The sequence below is a fragment of the Trinickia sp. genome (assembly GCF_036503415.1).
Lineage (GTDB): Bacteria > Pseudomonadota > Gammaproteobacteria > Burkholderiales > Burkholderiaceae > Trinickia.
In genome coordinates this window covers 1-14,558 of sequence record NZ_DASXWY010000225.1, presented here as the reverse complement: position 1 = coordinate 14,558, position 14,558 = coordinate 1, and the positions used below count along the sequence as shown (strand labels likewise).

Genomic DNA, 14,558 nt, shown 5'->3' with positions numbered 1-14,558 from the left:
CGCGATGCATGATGCTACGTCGTGCGCTCAGCCGGAGTCCACCCAAGTATTTTTCAGCCGGTTACCGCTGTTACTGTTACTCGGACAGCCTCAGCCGCGGTGCGCCGCCGATCTCTCGCACGATCTTGGCGACGCATCCGACGAGTGCCGGCGCGGCGTGTTCGAGCAGCCACTCGTGCGTGCACAGATGCGCGGCGCCGCCGCAGTTCACCGCGTAGCGCTCGCCCGAGGGGCCGACGAATCCGGCCGCGATCGCGTTCAGGCCCGCGGACCACGCGCCGGTCTCGATCGCAAAGCCGTTCTTGTCCGTTTGCGCGAGCGCGTGCGCCACGCGGGCGTGAACATGGGGCCAGTCGTCGCCGGCGGCGGCTTGCACCCCGGTCATCAAGGCCTCGCGTTGCGGCGCCGTGAGTGCGGCAAGATAGGCGTGCCCCGCCGCGGTGCGAGTCAGATCCATGCGCGAGCCGATCTCGAGCCGCGAGACGAGCAGCGCCGAGGAGGGCCGGACAGCCTCGATCACGACCATGTCGAGCCGGTCACGCGTGACGAGGTGAACGGAGAGCGCCGTACGATCGGCCAGATCGACGAGAAACGGACGGGCGCGCGCCCGGATGTCGAAGTTGCGCAAAAAGCCGTTCGAGAGTTCGAGCACCGATGCCGTCAGCACGAATCGCTCGCTGTCGGGCAACTGAAAGAGAAATCCCGCCTTGACGAGCGTTGCGGTCAGGCGGGAGACGGTCGGTTTCGGGATACCCGTCAGCTCGGCCAGTTCCCGATTGCTGATCGGGGCATCGGCGCTTGCGACGCGGCGCAGCACCGTGAGCCCCCGTGCCAGCGCGGCGACCTCCTCGGGGGCGCCGTCTTTCTCGACGGGTTTGCTGATGGGAACGGATTTGCGCGTCGTTGCAGGCACGATTGTCTTCCGGTGATTTTTTCGAAACTTTATTTCATGTTCGCCTTTCATCGCTTGCAAGTGCGCAAATCTGCTTGGTTAGAATCGGTAATAAATACGTCACATGGTCGATGTAATCGTTTTCCATGAGAGGGTACCTGTCAACAATTCGGCAAAAATTATCTTGACTTCGTCGGCTGAAAGAGAAAAAATGGAATCTCATTTCGGAGCGAGGAGTTCCGGAATACCGTCTCTCAGGTTCTAGCACGGCCCTCGGAATGGCTAGAACTTCTTTAAGGCGCCACGGTCACGTGGCGCCTTTTTTTTCGTCGGTTGGGCGGCGCGGGCAGGATCCCGGCGGTTTCGCCGCGGTTCTGATATCGTCCGTGTCCATGCAACCTATCCTGACCATTGCCGGCCTGTCGAAGACCTATGCCTCGGGCTTCACAGCGCTCAAGAACATCAACCTCGAGGTGCGCCGCGGCGAAGTCTTCGCGCTGCTCGGACCGAACGGCGCCGGCAAGACGACGCTGATCGGCATCGTCTGCGGCATCGTCAACGCAACGTCGGGCCGCGTCGCCGTCGACGGTCACGACATCGTGCGCGACTATCGCCGGGCCCGCGCGATGATCGGGCTCGTGCCGCAGGAGTTGACGACGAACGCGTTCGAGACGGTCTGGGCCACCGTCTCGTTCACACGCGGGCTTTTCGGCAAGCCGGCCGATCCGGCGCATATCGAGAAAGTGCTGCGTGCGCTGTCGCTCTGGGACAAGAAGGACAACCGCATCATGATGCTCTCGGGCGGGATGAAGCGGCGCGTGCTGATCGCCAAGGCGCTTGCGCACGAACCGGCGCTGCTCTTTCTCGACGAGCCGACGGCGGGTGTCGATGTCGAGCTGCGGCGCGACATGTGGAATCTGATGCGCACGCTCAAGGAAAGCGGCGTGACGATCATCCTGACGACGCACTACATCGATGAGGCCGAGGAAATGGCCGACCGCATAGGCGTCATCAATCGCGGCGAAATCATTCTCGTCGAAGAGAAGGCGCAACTGCTGCGCAAGCTCGGCAAGAAGCAGCTGACGCTCGATCTGGAGGCGCCGCTCGAAACCTTGCCGCCGTCGCTTGCGGGCTATGGGCTCGAGCTTTCGGCGAATGGCAGCGCGCTCACCTACACCTATGACGACACTCAGTCCGAGCGGGCCGGCATCGTGCGCCTGCTCAAGGACTTGGCCGATGCTCAGATCCGCTTCAAGGATCTGCAGACCTCGCAGAGTTCGCTCGAAGATATTTTTGTCGACTTGGTCAGGGAGACGTCCTGATGAATCTGTACGCGGTGCGGGCGATCTACCTGTTCGAAATGGCGCGGACCTGGCGCACGCTGATGCAAAGCGTCATCTCGCCGGTCATTTCCACTTCCCTCTACTTCGTGGTCTTCGGCGCGGCCATCGGCTCGCGCATCCGCGAGATCGACGGCATCAGCTATGGCGCGTTCATCGTGCCGGGGCTCGTGATGTTGTCGTTGCTCACGCAAAGCATTACGAATGCCTCGTTCGGCATCTACTTCCCGAAATTCACCGGCACCGTCTACGAATTGCTCTCGGCGCCCGTGTCCTATCTCGAGCTGGTGGTGAGCTTCGTGGGCGCGGCCGCGACCAAATCGATCATGCTCGGCCTCATCATCATGGCGACCGCGGCGTGCTTCGTGCCGCTCAGGATCGAGCATCCATTCTGGATGCTGCTCTTTCTCGTGCTGACCTCGATCACGTTCAGCCTGTTCGGCTTCATCATCGGCATCTGGGCCGACGGCTTCGAAAAACTGCAGGTCATTCCACTTCTGATCATCACGCCGCTCACGTTTCTCGGCGGCAGCTTCTATTCGATCGGGATCCTGCCGCCGGTATGGCGCACGATTGCGCTCGCGAATCCCGTCGTCTATCTGATCAGCGGCTTTCGTTGGAGTTTTTATGGCGTGGCCGACGTGCATGTCGGCGTGAGCCTGGCCATGACGGGCGTATTCCTGTTGGTTTTCATGGCCATCGTCGCCTGGATCTTCAAGACGGGATATCGGCTCAAGACCTGAGGGCCGCCGGCAGCGGCGCGAGCAGACGGCATGCGCGCATGACAGCGCGCTTTGTCATTCCGCGCAAACGTCGACATAATGCTCGGACCGACAGGCGCATCGCCAGGTTCGTGACCCCACTCCTTCGAGCATGAGACTGACGACCAAAGGGCTGCTGCTGATTGCGATTCCGACGTTGTTCGAACTCGCGCTGCTTTCCGGGCTCGTGAAGGCGCAGGCAAATGCCGAGCAGGCGGAGCAATGGGCGCTGCATAGCAAGGACGTGCTGCGCCAGACCAACGCGATTCTCGAACCCGTATTGCTCGAGACGGTACGCATGCGCGGCGCGGTGCTCACTGACGACCGGACAACGGCGACGCCCGTTTCACTCTGGATCGATCTCGATCGCAATATAGACAGACTGGTCGATCTGGTTGCGAACAACCCCACCCAGGTCGAGCGCGCCGCGCAAATTCGTCAGTCGGTGCAAGCGTACCGGCAATGGTCCGACCGCGTACAAGACCTGCTGCGCAACGGCCGTCACGACGACGTGCTGGAACGCTTTCGCAATCAGGCCAATATCGACGTGATCGATCGTTTCCGCTCGCAGGTGGCGGCCTTCCAGGCCGAGGAATTGCGCATCGATTCACTGCGCACGGAGGAGGCCGCCTCCGCGCTCGCGCAGCAGCAGCGGCTGACCACCGCGGCCGTCGTCGGCTCGCTCGTGCTTGCGGCACTGGCGGTATTCCTGTTTACGCGCGGACTGCGCGGCCGGCTGCGGCAACTGTCCGATAACGCGGCGCGGCTCGCCGAGAACGCGCCGCTTGGACTGCCGTCGCCCGGCGATGACGAGATCGCGCATCTCGATTCGATCCTGCACGAGACGAGCCGCCGCCTGCGCGAATCCGAACGGATGCAGGCGCGCTTCCAGAACGACCTTGCGCGCCGGGCCGACGAACTGGCTCGGACGAACGAGACGCTGCATCAGCAAACGCAGGAAAACGAGATGTTCATCTACAGCGTCTCGCACGATCTGCGTTCGCCGCTCGTCAATTTGCAAGGGTTTTCCAAAGAGCTGACGCATGCCTGCGACGATCTGCGCGCGGCGGTGCGCGAATCGTCGCTCTCGCCCGAGGACCGCGAGCATGTCGAGCGGCTCATCGACGAGGATATCGGCGAGGCGTTGCGCTTTTTGCAAAGCGCGGTCTTGCGTGCCGCCCATATCATCGATTCGTTGCTGCGGCTATCGCGAGTGGGCCGCGTCGAGTATCGCCGCCAGGCCGTCGATGTCGCGGCGCTCGTGCGCCACGTGCTCGATGCGATGCAAGGCTCGATCCGCTCGCGCAACGCCGAGATCGTCGTGGTCGACCTGCCGCCCGTCTGGGGCGATCCGACGGCGCTCGAGCAGATATTCGCGAATCTGATCGGCAACGCGGTGAACTACCTCGATCCCGAGCGGCCCGGTCGCATCGAAATCGGGGCCATGCCCGCGCCCGCCGGAACGCACTCACTACGCATCTTCTATGTGAAGGATAATGGTCTCGGTATTCCGGCCGTGGCGATGCCGCGCCTTTTCCATGCGTTCCAGAGGCTGCACGGCGCCGTGGCGACCGGCGAAGGCATTGGGCTCGCCCTCGTGCGCCGCATGGTGGAACGGCATGGCGGACGCGTGTGGGCCGAATCGACCGAGGGCGTTGGCACGACCTTCTATTTGTCGCTACCGGAGGCGGCCGAGCAGGTCGCCGCCTGATTGAGGGAAATCGATATCATGCATACCGGACCCGCAGACGGCCAGTCCGTCAACATCATCCTGATCGAGGACGACGACGGCCACGCAACGCTCATCGAGCGCAATCTGCGTCGCGCCGGTCTCACGAATGGCTTCACGCGTCTTTCCGACGGCCAGAAAGCGCTCGACTTCTTCTTCGGCGAGGACGCGCCTTTCCTGCGCGACCCCGCCCCCGCATCGGTCATCCTGCTCGATCTGAAGATGCCGCGTATCGACGGCCTCGAGGTATTGCGGCGCCTGAAGGCCGACAAGCGTACGGCGTCGCTGCCGGTCATCGTGCTGACGACCACCGACGACCCGCGCGAGATCGAGCGCTGCTACGAGCTGGGCTGCAACGTCTACGTGACGAAGCCCGTGGAGTACGACGCCTTCATCGAGGCCGTGCGCCGACTCGGCTTCTTTTTGCAGGTGGTGAAGCTGCCCGCGTGCGGCCGATGACGGCTCACGTCCTGTTCATCGACGACGACGAGGGGCTGTTGCGCCTTGCGTCGCGTGCGCTGGGGCGCGCAGGCTACCAGGTGAGCCAGGCGTCCACGACCGACGCCGCGCGCGCGGCGATGACGCAGGAAACGCCCGATGTGCTCATCGTCGATTACACGTTGGGCGGTCGCGAGACGGGGCTCGAGTTTCTGCGCGCGCTGCGTCGCAACGGGTTTGCGTTGCCGGCGATCCTCTGCACGGGTTTTGCGGACGAGGCGCGCGTCATCGAGGCGCTGCGCTCGGGCGTGGCCGATGTCGTGCCGAAGAGCGAGCATTACCTCGAGTACTTGCCGGAGGCGATCGAGCGCGTGCTGCGCGAGCGACGCATCGAGCGCGAGCTGGCCGAGGCGCAACACGCGCAGGAGCGCGAGGCCCATTTTCGGGCGCTGGCTGAAGAACGCGAAGCGCTGCTTGCCTCCGAGCGGGCCGCGCGCGCCGAGGCCGAACGCGTTTCGCGCATGAAGGACGAATTCGTCGCGATGCTCTCGCACGAATTGCGTACACCCTTGAATGCGATCATCGGTTGGACGCAGGTCCTGCTGCGCGACGCAAGCGCGTCCGAATCCGTTCGCAAGGGGCTCGAGGTGGTCGACCGCAATGCGCGCGCCCAGGCGCGGATGGTCGACGATCTGCTCGACTTTTCGCGGATTCTCGCCGGCAAGCTGCGTCTCGATGTCGAGCGCGTCGATCTCGTCGATCTCGTCGAATATGTCATTCGCTCGCTCGGTCCCGGCGCGCTCGCGAAAGAGATTGTCATCGTGCCTGCGCTCGAACCCGACGCCGCGATGCTTGGCGATCCCGCGAGGCTGCAGCAGATCGTCTGGAATCTGCTGTCGAATGCGGTGAAGTTCACGGGCAAGGGCGGCAGCGTCGAGGTCGCGCTACGCCGTATCGACGATGAGGTCGAACTGACGGTGGCCGATAACGGTCAGGGCATCACGCCCGAGTTTCTACCGCATGTGTTCGAGCGTTTTTGCCAGGAGGACTCGAGCATCGCGCGGCAGCACGGGGGGCTCGGGCTCGGACTCTCGATTGCCCGGCAGCTCGTCGAAATGCATGGCGGGCGCATCGAGGCGCGCAGCGATGGCGCAGGCATGGGTGCGGCGTTTGTCGTGCGCTTGCCGGCGAGCGTCGCCAAGCTTGCTCATACCCCGCTCGACGAACCGTTGCCGGATGTGACGCCGCCCGCGCTGGCGGGCTTGCAGGTGGTCATCGTGGAGGACGAGCCCGACGCACGCGACCTCGTGTGCCGTGTGCTCGAGGAGCGCGGCGCCAAGACGCGCGCGTTCGGGCATGCGCTCGACGCGCTCGAAGCCTGTATCGAGGCGCCGCCCGATGTGATCGTGAGCGACATCGGCATGCCGGGTGTGGACGGCTATGAATTCATTCGCCGCTTGCGGACGTGGGAAGCGCCGCGCGGGCGCGTGACGCCGGCCGCCGCGCTGACGGCATTCGCACGCAGCGAGGACCGCAGGCGAACGTTGCTCGCGGGATTCCAGACGCACTTGGCGAAACCCATCGATCCGCTGGAACTCGTCGTGGTCGTCGCCGCGCTGGCGGGGCGGGCGGCATCGTTTTCGGGTGGGGAAGCGGGCATGTAAAACGGGGGCCTGCCTTGGCAAGGGGGGCGAGCGCTACTACGCGCGCCATGCGCCGCTGCGGTCGGGCCGCACGTATCTCACGCATGCGATTTACGTGCAAGCCGCACGAGCGGCTGCTCCCGCGCCGCCAACCCCAGCACGCGCGACAGCTTGGCCTGCTCCGCGGCGATGTCCGCGAGCGTGTATTGGTCCAGCACGCTCTTGACGAAGGTGCCCGCGTGCAATGCCGAGCACCTCGGAAAGCTCAGCGATCGTGACAAGCTCGTCCGAGCGAACGGCCGCATACATCAGTACGCGCAAACTGTAATCGGTGAAGTCCGTCAGTCTCATAGCCAAGCCTATAAAGGCGATTCATTGTATGTCTTTTGTGGCGGCATTCGGGCGTGAAGTCATACCCACGTTGGGTTGCGCGAGCGAGGGAGAAACCGAAGATTGATGACATACATCAAGTTTGCCGTGACGGGCGATTCGATAATGGTCGAAGGTCGGCATTGCCGCCGGGCCATGCACTTCGACGGGAAAGGGATATGTCAGCTCATTCGGCGCAAAGCCACGCAGCATCAGCGAGCGTTGCCGAGCCGGACTTCGGCCGCTTCGCCGGCCTCGAAATATCGGAAGCGTTGATCCGTCGTTTCGACAACGCCGGTCCGCGATATACCTCTTATCCGACGGCCGACCGCTTCGTGCCGGGGTTCGACGAGGCGACGTATCGCCGCCATCTGGCCGAGCGCGCCGACACCGCCGCCGCCGCGCCGCTATCGATCTATGCCCATCTGCCGTTTTGCGAGTCGCTGTGCTATTTCTGCGCCTGCAACAAGGTCATTACACGCGAACACGGTCGCGCAGCGGAGTACCTCGACTACCTGCTACGCGAGATCGCGATGGTTGCGCCGCAGCTCGGCGGTAATCGATCTACTGCGCAACTGCATCTGGGCGGCGGCACGCCGACGTTTTTCAGCATGACGGAGCTGGGGCGCCTCGTCGATGCGTTGCATCGCCACTTCGCCTTCGAGCCCGACGCCGAAATGGGCATCGAAATCGATCCGCGCACCGTCACGGCAGACACGCTTTCGTCGCTCGCATCCCTGGGTTTCAATCGCACGAGCTTCGGCGTGCAGGATTTCGATCCCGCCGTGCAGCATGCCGTCAATCGCATCCAGCCGCTCGACATGGTCGAACGCGCGTTGGCGGCGAGCCGCGATGCGGGGTTCGAATCGATCAATGTCGATCTCATCTACGGGCTGCCGCGGCAATCCGTCGCAAGCTTCGATCGCACGCTCGACGAGGTCATCCGTCTCGCGCCCGACCGGATCGCGCTTTATAACTACGCACACCTGCCGAACCGTTTCAAGGCGCAGCGGCTGATCGACGCGAGCGAGCTCCCGCTTGCCGAAGACAGGCTGCATATCTTCATGCACGCGACTCGTCGGCTGCTCGATGCGGGCTACGTCTATGTCGGCCTCGATCACTTCGCGAAGCCCGGCGACGAACTGAGCCGCGCGTTGCGCGACGGGACGTTGCACCGCAATTTCCAGGGCTATACGACGAAGGCCGAATGCGACCTCGTCGGCTTCGGCGTCTCGGCAATCGGCAAGATCGGTCGCGCCTATAGCCAATCGACGCGCTCGGTGAAGTCGTATTACGGGCATTTGGACGCGCAGCGTTTGCCCGTCGAGCGCGGGCTGACGCTGAGTCCCGACGACCTGCTGCGTCGCGACGTCATCATGACGCTGATGTGCAGCATGCCGCTCTCGTTTCGCGCGATAGAGGCGCGCCACGGGATCGAATTCGCGCGCTACTTCGCAGATGAGATCGCCGCGCTCGCCCCGCTCGGCGAGGCCCAGCTCATCGATGTGGGCGACGACGCGATTCGCGTGCTGCCGAAAGGGCGCTTGTTCGTGCGCGCCATTGCGATGACCTTCGACAAATACCTTGGGCGGCCCGGCGCGGCCTCGTATTCGAAACTGATCTAGGTCGATGGAGCATGCGAATGCAAAGAGCAAAGATTCGCGTCCAGGATTTCCTGGCGAGAATGCCGCTCTTCAACGAGCTGTCGCGCAACGAGCTCGATCGGATTGCGCTCGGCACGACACAGCAGCAGCTCGCGCGCAAGGAGATGGCGTTTCATTGCGGCGATGTGTGCTCGGGCTTGCATGCCGTGGTCTACGGGCAGATCAAGCTCAGCGTGGTCTCGCCGCTCGGCGAAGAGAAAGTCGTGCGGCTCGTCGGCCCCGGCGATAGCTTCGGCGAGGCCCTGATGTTTCTTGGCAAGCCGTACTTCGTGTCGGCACAGGCGATCAGCGATTCGCTGCTGCTGCATGTCGCGAAAGCCCCAATCATCGACGAATTGCGCGGTAATCCCGATTTCGCCTGCAAGATGCTCGCGGGCTTGAGCGCACGTCTGCACGCGTTGATGCGCGACGTGGAGGCGTACTCGCTTCGATCGGGCACGCATCGTCTCATCAGCTACCTGCTTGCGCTAAAAGGCGAGGCCGAACCCGGCGAGCAACGAGCGGGGCTGCGCGTGCGACTCGAAGCGGGCAAGAAGATGGTGGCGTCCAGACTCAACCTGACGCCCGAACATTTTTCGCGCATTCTCCACGAACTGGGAGTGCGGGGGCTCCTCACGGTCCACGGACGCGAGATCGTCATTCCGGATGTCGCGAAGCTGCAGGCGGCATGCGCTTACTAAGTCCTGACTTGCGCATCGCGTGCCGATAGCCGGCACACAGGCAAGTGTTCAAGGAGCGATCAATTGCCGCACCGCAGGCCGACGGGTCCTTGACCCAGATTAAGGTCCGCCCTGCGCACGCACCTCACACTTGCCGTTACTGCGATTTTCGTGAGGTCGTCCTGTGTCAGTGCCGAAGGCTGTGTTCGAACCCCTGCGCATCAAGGGCAAGACGTTGTTGCCCATCGTCCAGGGGGGAATGGGAGTGGGGGTGTCCGCGCATCGCCTCGCGGGTACCGTTGCCTCGCTGGGCGCAATGGGAACCATCTCCAGCGTCGATCTGCGCCGTCATCACCTCGATCTGATGGCCGAGACTGCGCGCTCGCGCGACCGTGCACTGATCGATGCCGTGAATCTGCAAGCCCTCGATCGAGAAGTGCGCTCAGCGCTGCGCCTCGCGCGCGGCGAGGGAGCCGTGGCCGTCAATGTCATGCGTGCGGTGTCGGCGTATGCGCAATATGTGCGGCGCGCGTGCGAAAGCGGAGCCCATGCCGTCGTCGTCGGCGCGGGATTGCCGCTCGATTTGCCCGAGCTTACGGTGGATTTTCCGGATGTCGCGCTGATACCGATCTTGTCGGATGCGCGCGGCATCGGGCTCTTGCTGAAGAAATGGATGCGCAAGCAGCGCTTGCCCGATGCCATCGTGATCGAAAACCCGCGGTATGCGGCAGGGCATCTTGGCGCGCCCTCACTCGACAGCGTCACAAACCCGCATTTCGCGTATCGCGAAGTCATCGAAGGCACGCTCGCGCTGTTCAAGGACCTCGGGCTCGAGCGCGAGAAGATTCCGCTCATTGCCGCGGGCGGCATCCATACGCACGAGCAGATGCGCGAGATCGTGTCGCTCGGCGCGACAGCCGTTCAGCTCGGTACGCCGTTCGCGGTGAGCAAGGAGGGCGATGCGCATCCGAACTTCAAGAAAGTGCTCGCCGAAGCCCCGCTCGATGAGATCGTGACGTTCATGAGCGTCGCCGGGTTGCCCGCGCGTGCCGTGCTGACGCCGTGGCTTGCCGAGTACCTGGAAAAGGAAGCGAAGCTGCAGCGCGTCGCCAAGCCGCGCAAGTGTACGGTCGGCTTCGATTGCCTGCAGCAATGCGGCCTGCGCGATGGCATCGCGAAACACGGGCAATTTTGCATCGATAAGCGGCTCGCCTATGCGCTCGCCGGCGACGTCAAGCGCGGGCTTTTCTTTCGCGGCTCCGAGCCGCTGCCGTTCGGCAGTCGGATTCGTCCCGCGCGCGAGCTCATCGAGTACATGTTGACGGGGCGCAGCCCTGCCGACGACCCCGCGGACCCCGCGGATAACGTTGCTCTTCCTGTCACGAGGCGGCTTGACGCTGGATTGCCGATTCCACTATGACGAATGATCGTTTCCCACCGAGCGGCGAACGCCGCGTGCTACCGCTCGTTTATTCGTGCTCGGGCTGTTCGAGCGCGGCGCAAATGGCGAACTACGTAGCCGTACAACTGGATCGGCGCGGTGCGGCCGAGATGTCGTGTATCGCCGGTGTCGGAGGCGATGTGCCGGCGCTACTGAAGCTCGCGCACTCGGGCAGGCCCATCATCGCCATAGACGGATGTCCGCTTGCGTGCGTGAAGCACTCTCTCGGGCGGCATGAGCTTGCGGCGGACGAATATGTGCAATTGGCCGAGCACGGCGTGCGCAAGCGGTTTCACGCCGACTTCGATATGCAGCAGGCCGACGAAGTGGTGAACGAAGTCGAAGGGCTCGCCCGCGAATTGCGGGAGCGCGCATCAGCCTCGTCTGACGTCGAAGGATAGAAACCGTCCGCGCATTTCGTCGAGTACGCTTTCGCTCGGATAGCCCGCCAGCGAGATGGCGTTCAGCTGCGCGTCGCGCGAACCCTGCTTTCGAAAAAGTTGCAGGGCGTACTTTTTCACGCCCAGATTCGCAAGCGTGCGCGCCAGAACGAGCAGGTCCGTCTCCGACAGCAACGCCGGGTGCGCCGTCGTGCGGCATTCGTAATCGACATCGCTGGCCAGTAATGCTTCGAGGCTGCGTCTGGCGGACGTTCCGCTATCGCGCACGCGCGTCACGCGTTCGTAGTCGGTGAATGGCGCCTTGATGTCGAGCCCCACCCAATCGAGCAAAGGCAGCAGCTGCGCGAATCGGCGCGGATGCGTGCCCGCGCTGTGCAGCCCGACTTTGAAGCCGAGCGCACGGACATCGCCGATCGCAGGGCCAAGCGCCGGGTCCGCGGTGGGCTCGCCTCCGCTGAATACGACAGCATCGATCAGGCCGGTCCTGCGCGCCAGCAAGCGCATGACGTCGGTCCAGGGTACCGCGCCTGCCCGAGTGCGCGGTTGCAAATGCGTGTTGTGACAATAGCCGCAGCGCCATGGGCATCCTTGCACGAAGACGACGGCCGCGAGCGCACCCGGAAAATCCGTGGCAGTAAACGGCGCCACGCCGCCGACCTTGATGGGCCGCAGCGACGCGGCCGCGCAAACGACCGGCGTGCTCGGGATGTTACGTTGCAAGAGAAACCTCCTCGGTGAAATAGGTGCGCTCGTAGAATTCGCCTTTCTTGCCCGTATTGAACGAAGAAACGGGCCGGTGGTACCCCATGACGCGCGTCCAGATCTCGCACGGTTGGCGTTCTTCGTCGCGAAGCTCGACGGGGCCGGCGTGTGTCGCGTGATTGTGATTCATGTTCAAGGCTCCATTGGTTCAGGGGTTGCGGGTCGATTGCATTTGCGATGAAGCAGCGCCTCGTCGCATTTGGGACAGAACTCGTGGCGGCCCGGCAAATAGCCGTGCTTGGGGCAAATCGAGAACGTTGGCGTGACGGTGATGTACGGGAGCGAGAAGCGGCTCAGCGTACGCTTGACGAGTTCGCGGCAGGCGTCGGCCGACGACAGCGGCTCCGTCATATAAAGATGCAGGACCGTGCCGCCCGTGTATTTGCGCTGCAAGTCGTCCTGATGCTCGAGCGCCTCGAACGGATCTTCGGTAAAGCCGACCGGCAACTGCGACGAGTTCGTGTAGTACGGCATGTCGGCGGTGCCTGCTTGCAGGATGCCGGGATAGCGTTTGCGGTCTTCCCTGGCGAAGCGGTATGTCGTACCCTCGGCCGGCGTGGCCTCGAGGTTGTACATATGCCCGGTCTCTTCCTGGAACGCGAGCATCTTCGCGCGGACCCGATCGAGCAGGCGGACAGCGAAGGTATGTCCCCAGTCGGTCGTCAGATCGTGCGCGTCGGCCGAGAAGTTGCGGATCATCTCGTTGATGCCGTTGACCCCGAGCGTGGAGAAGTGATTGCGCAGCGTGCCGAGGTAACGCTTCGTGTACGGAAAGAGGCCGTTATCCATCAGTTGCTGAATCACGCGTCGTTTGATTTCCAAACTCTCCTTGCCGAGTTCGAGCAACGCGTCGACGCGAGCCATGAGCGCACCTTCGTTGCAGGCATAAAGATGGCCGAGCCGCGCGCAGTTCAATGTCACGACGCCGATCGATCCGGTCTGCTCGGCCGAGCCGAACAGGCCGTTGCCGCGCTTGAGCAACTCGCGCAGATCGAGCTGCAGCCGGCAACACATCGACCGGATCATGTTCGGTTTCAATTCCGAGTTGATGAAGTTCTGGAAATACGGCAGGCCGTAGCGCGCGGTCATCTCGAACAATCGCGTGGCGTTCGGACTGTCCCAATCGAAGTCGGCCGTGATGTTGTAAGTCGGAATCGGAAACGTGAAGACGCGGCCTTTCGCGTCGCCCGCTTGCATCACTTCGATGTAGGCACGATTGATCATGTCCATCTCGGCCTGCAGATCGCCGTAGCGGAAGTCCATTTCCTTCCCGCCGACGACCGGCACTTGCTCGCGTAGATCTTCGGGGCACACCCAATCGAACGTGAGATTCGTGAACGGCGTTTGCGTGCCCCAGCGCGAGGGCACGTTCAGGTTGTAGATGAGTTCCTGAACGTATTGGCGCACTTCCTCGTAGCTCAACCGATCCTTGCGCACGAACGGCGCCATGTAGGTGTCGAACGAGCTGAACGCTTGGGCGCCGGCCCATTCGTTTTGCAGCGTGCCCAGAAAGTTGACGATTTGCCCGACTGCGCTCGACATGTGTTTGGGCGGTGCCGCTTCCACCTTGCCGGGCACCCCGTTGAGCCCCTCGGTGAGCAGCGTGCGCAGCGACCAACCCGCGCAATAGCCCGAAAGCATGTCGAGGTCATGGATGTGCAAGTCGGCGTCGCGATGGGCCTGGCCGACGGCGGGCGGATAGACGTGGCTCAGCCAGTAGTTCGCGACGAGCTTGCCCGAGATGTTGAGGATCAGGCCGCCGAGCGAATAGCCTTGATTTGCGTTGGCATTGACGCGCCAATCGCGGCGTTCGAGATACTCCTCGATGGCGGAGGCCACGTCGACTTGCGGTTTGGCATGCCGTTGCGCCTGCGCGGCGTGTGCGTGGCGGCCGGCTTGAAGAAGGTGAGCGGGTATCGGTCCGTGGTCCATGTGAGCCTCGATGAGCACAATATATTGTGATGTTGCTCATCGTATGCACTACATATAGCGTGGTCAACGCCGCTCGCCTACATTCTTGCGTCTACTTGACCTGCGTTAAGTTATGAGCCGGCCGCGAGCATGGCGCGCGGCCGATGGCCCTTCGCCATTAGCCGCTGCAACCGCACGTGCCGGTTCCACCGCCTGCGCATCCGGCAGCCGACGCTTGCGCGGGCGCCTCGCTTTCGTTCGCCGTGAGCCGGATGCCGAAGTCGATCACGACACGCTCCGGCGTGCGCTCCACGTATTCGATGCGGACTTGATCGCCGTACCGCTGTTGCATTTGATTCAGCAGCGGCAGAGGATCATGGTCGTTGATGAAGCGCATGGTCTCCCCGTGGTCGAGCGTTTCGAGCGCCCCGAAAATGGCGGCGTGGCGCAAGCGCTTCGCAATGCCGCGCACATCGAAGGCATAGGTCGTATTGGGATTGGCATTGGTCATTGCGGACTCCTGAGTGGAAGTGACATCGACGAGAACA

General features: G+C 63.2%; 14 protein-coding genes and 2 pseudogenes. 9 read left to right on the top strand and 7 right to left on the bottom strand.

Annotated features, from left to right (window positions below; translation table 11 throughout):
- Positions 1 to 76: 76 nt before the first annotated feature.
- A complete protein-coding gene (locus VGL01_RS25515) occupies positions 77 to 883 on the bottom strand; it encodes an IclR family transcriptional regulator (RefSeq protein WP_414720359.1) in 807 nt (268 codons plus the stop codon).
- A 401-nt stretch (positions 884 to 1,284) separates the two neighbouring features.
- On the opposite strand from VGL01_RS25515, the gene VGL01_RS25510 reads away from it, so the two are divergent.
- The 5 genes from VGL01_RS25510 to VGL01_RS25490 all read left to right on the top strand — a co-directional run bounded on the left by VGL01_RS25510 (position 1,285) and on the right by VGL01_RS25490 (position 6,824).
- Positions 1,285 to 2,214: an ABC transporter ATP-binding protein gene (locus tag VGL01_RS25510; protein WP_331574495.1), complete on the top strand. Its 930-nt coding sequence runs from the start codon at positions 1,285 to 1,287 to the stop codon at positions 2,212 to 2,214.
- Positions 2,214 to 2,975: an ABC transporter permease gene (locus VGL01_RS25505; RefSeq protein WP_331574378.1), complete on the top strand. Its 762-nt coding sequence runs from the start codon at positions 2,214 to 2,216 to the stop codon at positions 2,973 to 2,975. Before VGL01_RS25510 ends, VGL01_RS25505 begins: the two co-directional genes overlap by 1 nt.
- Positions 2,976 to 3,105: 130 nt before the next feature.
- Positions 3,106 to 4,704 (top strand): sensor histidine kinase, encoded by a 1,599-nt coding sequence (locus VGL01_RS25500; protein WP_331574376.1) that lies wholly within the window; start codon positions 3,106 to 3,108, stop codon positions 4,702 to 4,704.
- A gap of 18 nt (positions 4,705 to 4,722) precedes the next feature.
- A complete protein-coding gene (locus tag VGL01_RS25495; RefSeq protein WP_173259556.1) occupies positions 4,723 to 5,181 on the top strand; it encodes a response regulator in 459 nt (152 codons plus the stop codon).
- Positions 5,178 to 6,824, top strand: a complete 1,647-nt coding sequence (locus VGL01_RS25490) for an ATP-binding response regulator (RefSeq protein WP_331574374.1) — start codon at positions 5,178 to 5,180, stop codon at positions 6,822 to 6,824. The genes VGL01_RS25495 and VGL01_RS25490 overlap by 4 nt, the downstream gene beginning before the upstream one ends.
- 77 nt (positions 6,825 to 6,901) lie before the next feature.
- Here VGL01_RS25490 and VGL01_RS25485 read toward each other — a convergent pair whose 3' ends face one another.
- Positions 6,902 to 7,048: a hypothetical protein gene (locus VGL01_RS25485; protein WP_331574372.1), complete on the bottom strand. Its 147-nt coding sequence runs from the start codon at positions 7,046 to 7,048 to the stop codon at positions 6,902 to 6,904.
- Positions 7,032 to 7,154 (bottom strand): annotated as a pseudogene (locus VGL01_RS26180) (Rrf2 family transcriptional regulator); the annotation flags it as partial. The pseudogene VGL01_RS26180 and the gene VGL01_RS25485, both read right to left, overlap by 17 nt.
- A gap of 197 nt (positions 7,155 to 7,351) precedes the next feature.
- On the opposite strand from VGL01_RS26180, the gene hemN reads away from it, so the two are divergent.
- The 4 genes from hemN (at position 7,352) to VGL01_RS25465 (ending at position 11,337) form a co-directional block, all read left to right on the top strand.
- Positions 7,352 to 8,797, top strand: coding sequence for an oxygen-independent coproporphyrinogen III oxidase (gene hemN / locus VGL01_RS25480; protein WP_331574370.1), 1,446 nt, complete (start codon positions 7,352 to 7,354; stop codon positions 8,795 to 8,797).
- A 17-nt stretch (positions 8,798 to 8,814) separates the two neighbouring features.
- Positions 8,815 to 9,516, top strand: a complete 702-nt coding sequence (locus tag VGL01_RS25475) for a Crp/Fnr family transcriptional regulator (RefSeq protein WP_331574368.1) — start codon at positions 8,815 to 8,817, stop codon at positions 9,514 to 9,516.
- A gap of 163 nt (positions 9,517 to 9,679) precedes the next feature.
- The gene (locus VGL01_RS25470; RefSeq protein WP_331574366.1) at positions 9,680 to 10,915 is read left to right on the top strand and encodes a nitronate monooxygenase family protein; all 1,236 of its coding nucleotides are present in this window, start codon (positions 9,680 to 9,682) and stop codon (positions 10,913 to 10,915) included.
- The gene (locus VGL01_RS25465) at positions 10,912 to 11,337 is read left to right on the top strand and encodes a putative zinc-binding protein (protein ID WP_331574364.1); all 426 of its coding nucleotides are present in this window, start codon (positions 10,912 to 10,914) and stop codon (positions 11,335 to 11,337) included. The genes VGL01_RS25470 and VGL01_RS25465 overlap by 4 nt, the downstream gene beginning before the upstream one ends.
- Here the strand turns inward: VGL01_RS25465 and VGL01_RS25460 are convergent.
- The 4 genes and pseudogenes from VGL01_RS25460 to VGL01_RS25445 all read right to left on the bottom strand — a co-directional run.
- Positions 11,311 to 12,045 carry an anaerobic ribonucleoside-triphosphate reductase activating protein gene (locus VGL01_RS25460; protein WP_414720358.1) on the bottom strand — a complete coding sequence of 245 codons (735 nt, stop codon included), beginning with the start codon at positions 12,043 to 12,045 and terminating at the stop codon, positions 11,311 to 11,313. The genes VGL01_RS25465 and VGL01_RS25460 overlap by 27 nt on opposite strands.
- Position 12,046: 1 nt before the next feature.
- Positions 12,047 to 12,229, bottom strand: a complete 183-nt coding sequence (gene nrdD / locus VGL01_RS25455) for an anaerobic ribonucleoside-triphosphate reductase (RefSeq protein ID WP_331574362.1) — start codon at positions 12,227 to 12,229, stop codon at positions 12,047 to 12,049.
- Between the two features lie 2 nt (positions 12,230 to 12,231).
- A complete protein-coding gene (locus VGL01_RS25450) occupies positions 12,232 to 14,031 on the bottom strand; it encodes a ribonucleoside triphosphate reductase (RefSeq protein WP_331574360.1) in 1,800 nt (599 codons plus the stop codon).
- 247 nt (positions 14,032 to 14,278) lie between these two features.
- A pseudogene (locus VGL01_RS25445) lies at positions 14,279 to 14,521 on the bottom strand (DUF2249 domain-containing protein); the annotation flags it as partial.
- Between the last annotated feature and the right edge of the window lie 37 nt (positions 14,522 to 14,558).

What these genes read in the sequence shown, in the direction of transcription:
- VGL01_RS25465 (WP_331574364.1), top strand. Translation starts at nt 10,912, where the DNA reads ATGACGAATGATCGTTTCCCACCGAGCGGCGAACGCCGCGTGCTACCG.
- VGL01_RS25495 (WP_173259556.1), top strand. Translation starts at nt 4,723, where the DNA reads ATGCATACCGGACCCGCAGACGGCCAGTCCGTCAACATCATCCTGATC.
- VGL01_RS25505 (WP_331574378.1), top strand. Translation starts at nt 2,214, where the DNA reads ATGAATCTGTACGCGGTGCGGGCGATCTACCTGTTCGAAATGGCGCGG.
- VGL01_RS25490 (WP_331574374.1), top strand. Translation starts at nt 5,178, where the DNA reads ATGACGGCTCACGTCCTGTTCATCGACGACGACGAGGGGCTGTTGCGC.
- hemN (WP_331574370.1), top strand. Translation starts at nt 7,352, where the DNA reads ATGTCAGCTCATTCGGCGCAAAGCCACGCAGCATCAGCGAGCGTTGCC.
- VGL01_RS25500 (WP_331574376.1), top strand. Translation starts at nt 3,106, where the DNA reads ATGAGACTGACGACCAAAGGGCTGCTGCTGATTGCGATTCCGACGTTG.
- VGL01_RS25450 (WP_331574360.1), bottom strand. Translation starts at nt 14,031, where the DNA reads ATGGACCACGGACCGATACCCGCTCACCTTCTTCAAGCCGGCCGCCAC.
- VGL01_RS25475 (WP_331574368.1), top strand. Translation starts at nt 8,815, where the DNA reads ATGCAAAGAGCAAAGATTCGCGTCCAGGATTTCCTGGCGAGAATGCCG.
- VGL01_RS25510 (WP_331574495.1), top strand. Translation starts at nt 1,285, where the DNA reads ATGCAACCTATCCTGACCATTGCCGGCCTGTCGAAGACCTATGCCTCG.
- nrdD (WP_331574362.1), bottom strand. Translation starts at nt 12,229, where the DNA reads ATGAATCACAATCACGCGACACACGCCGGCCCCGTCGAGCTTCGCGAC.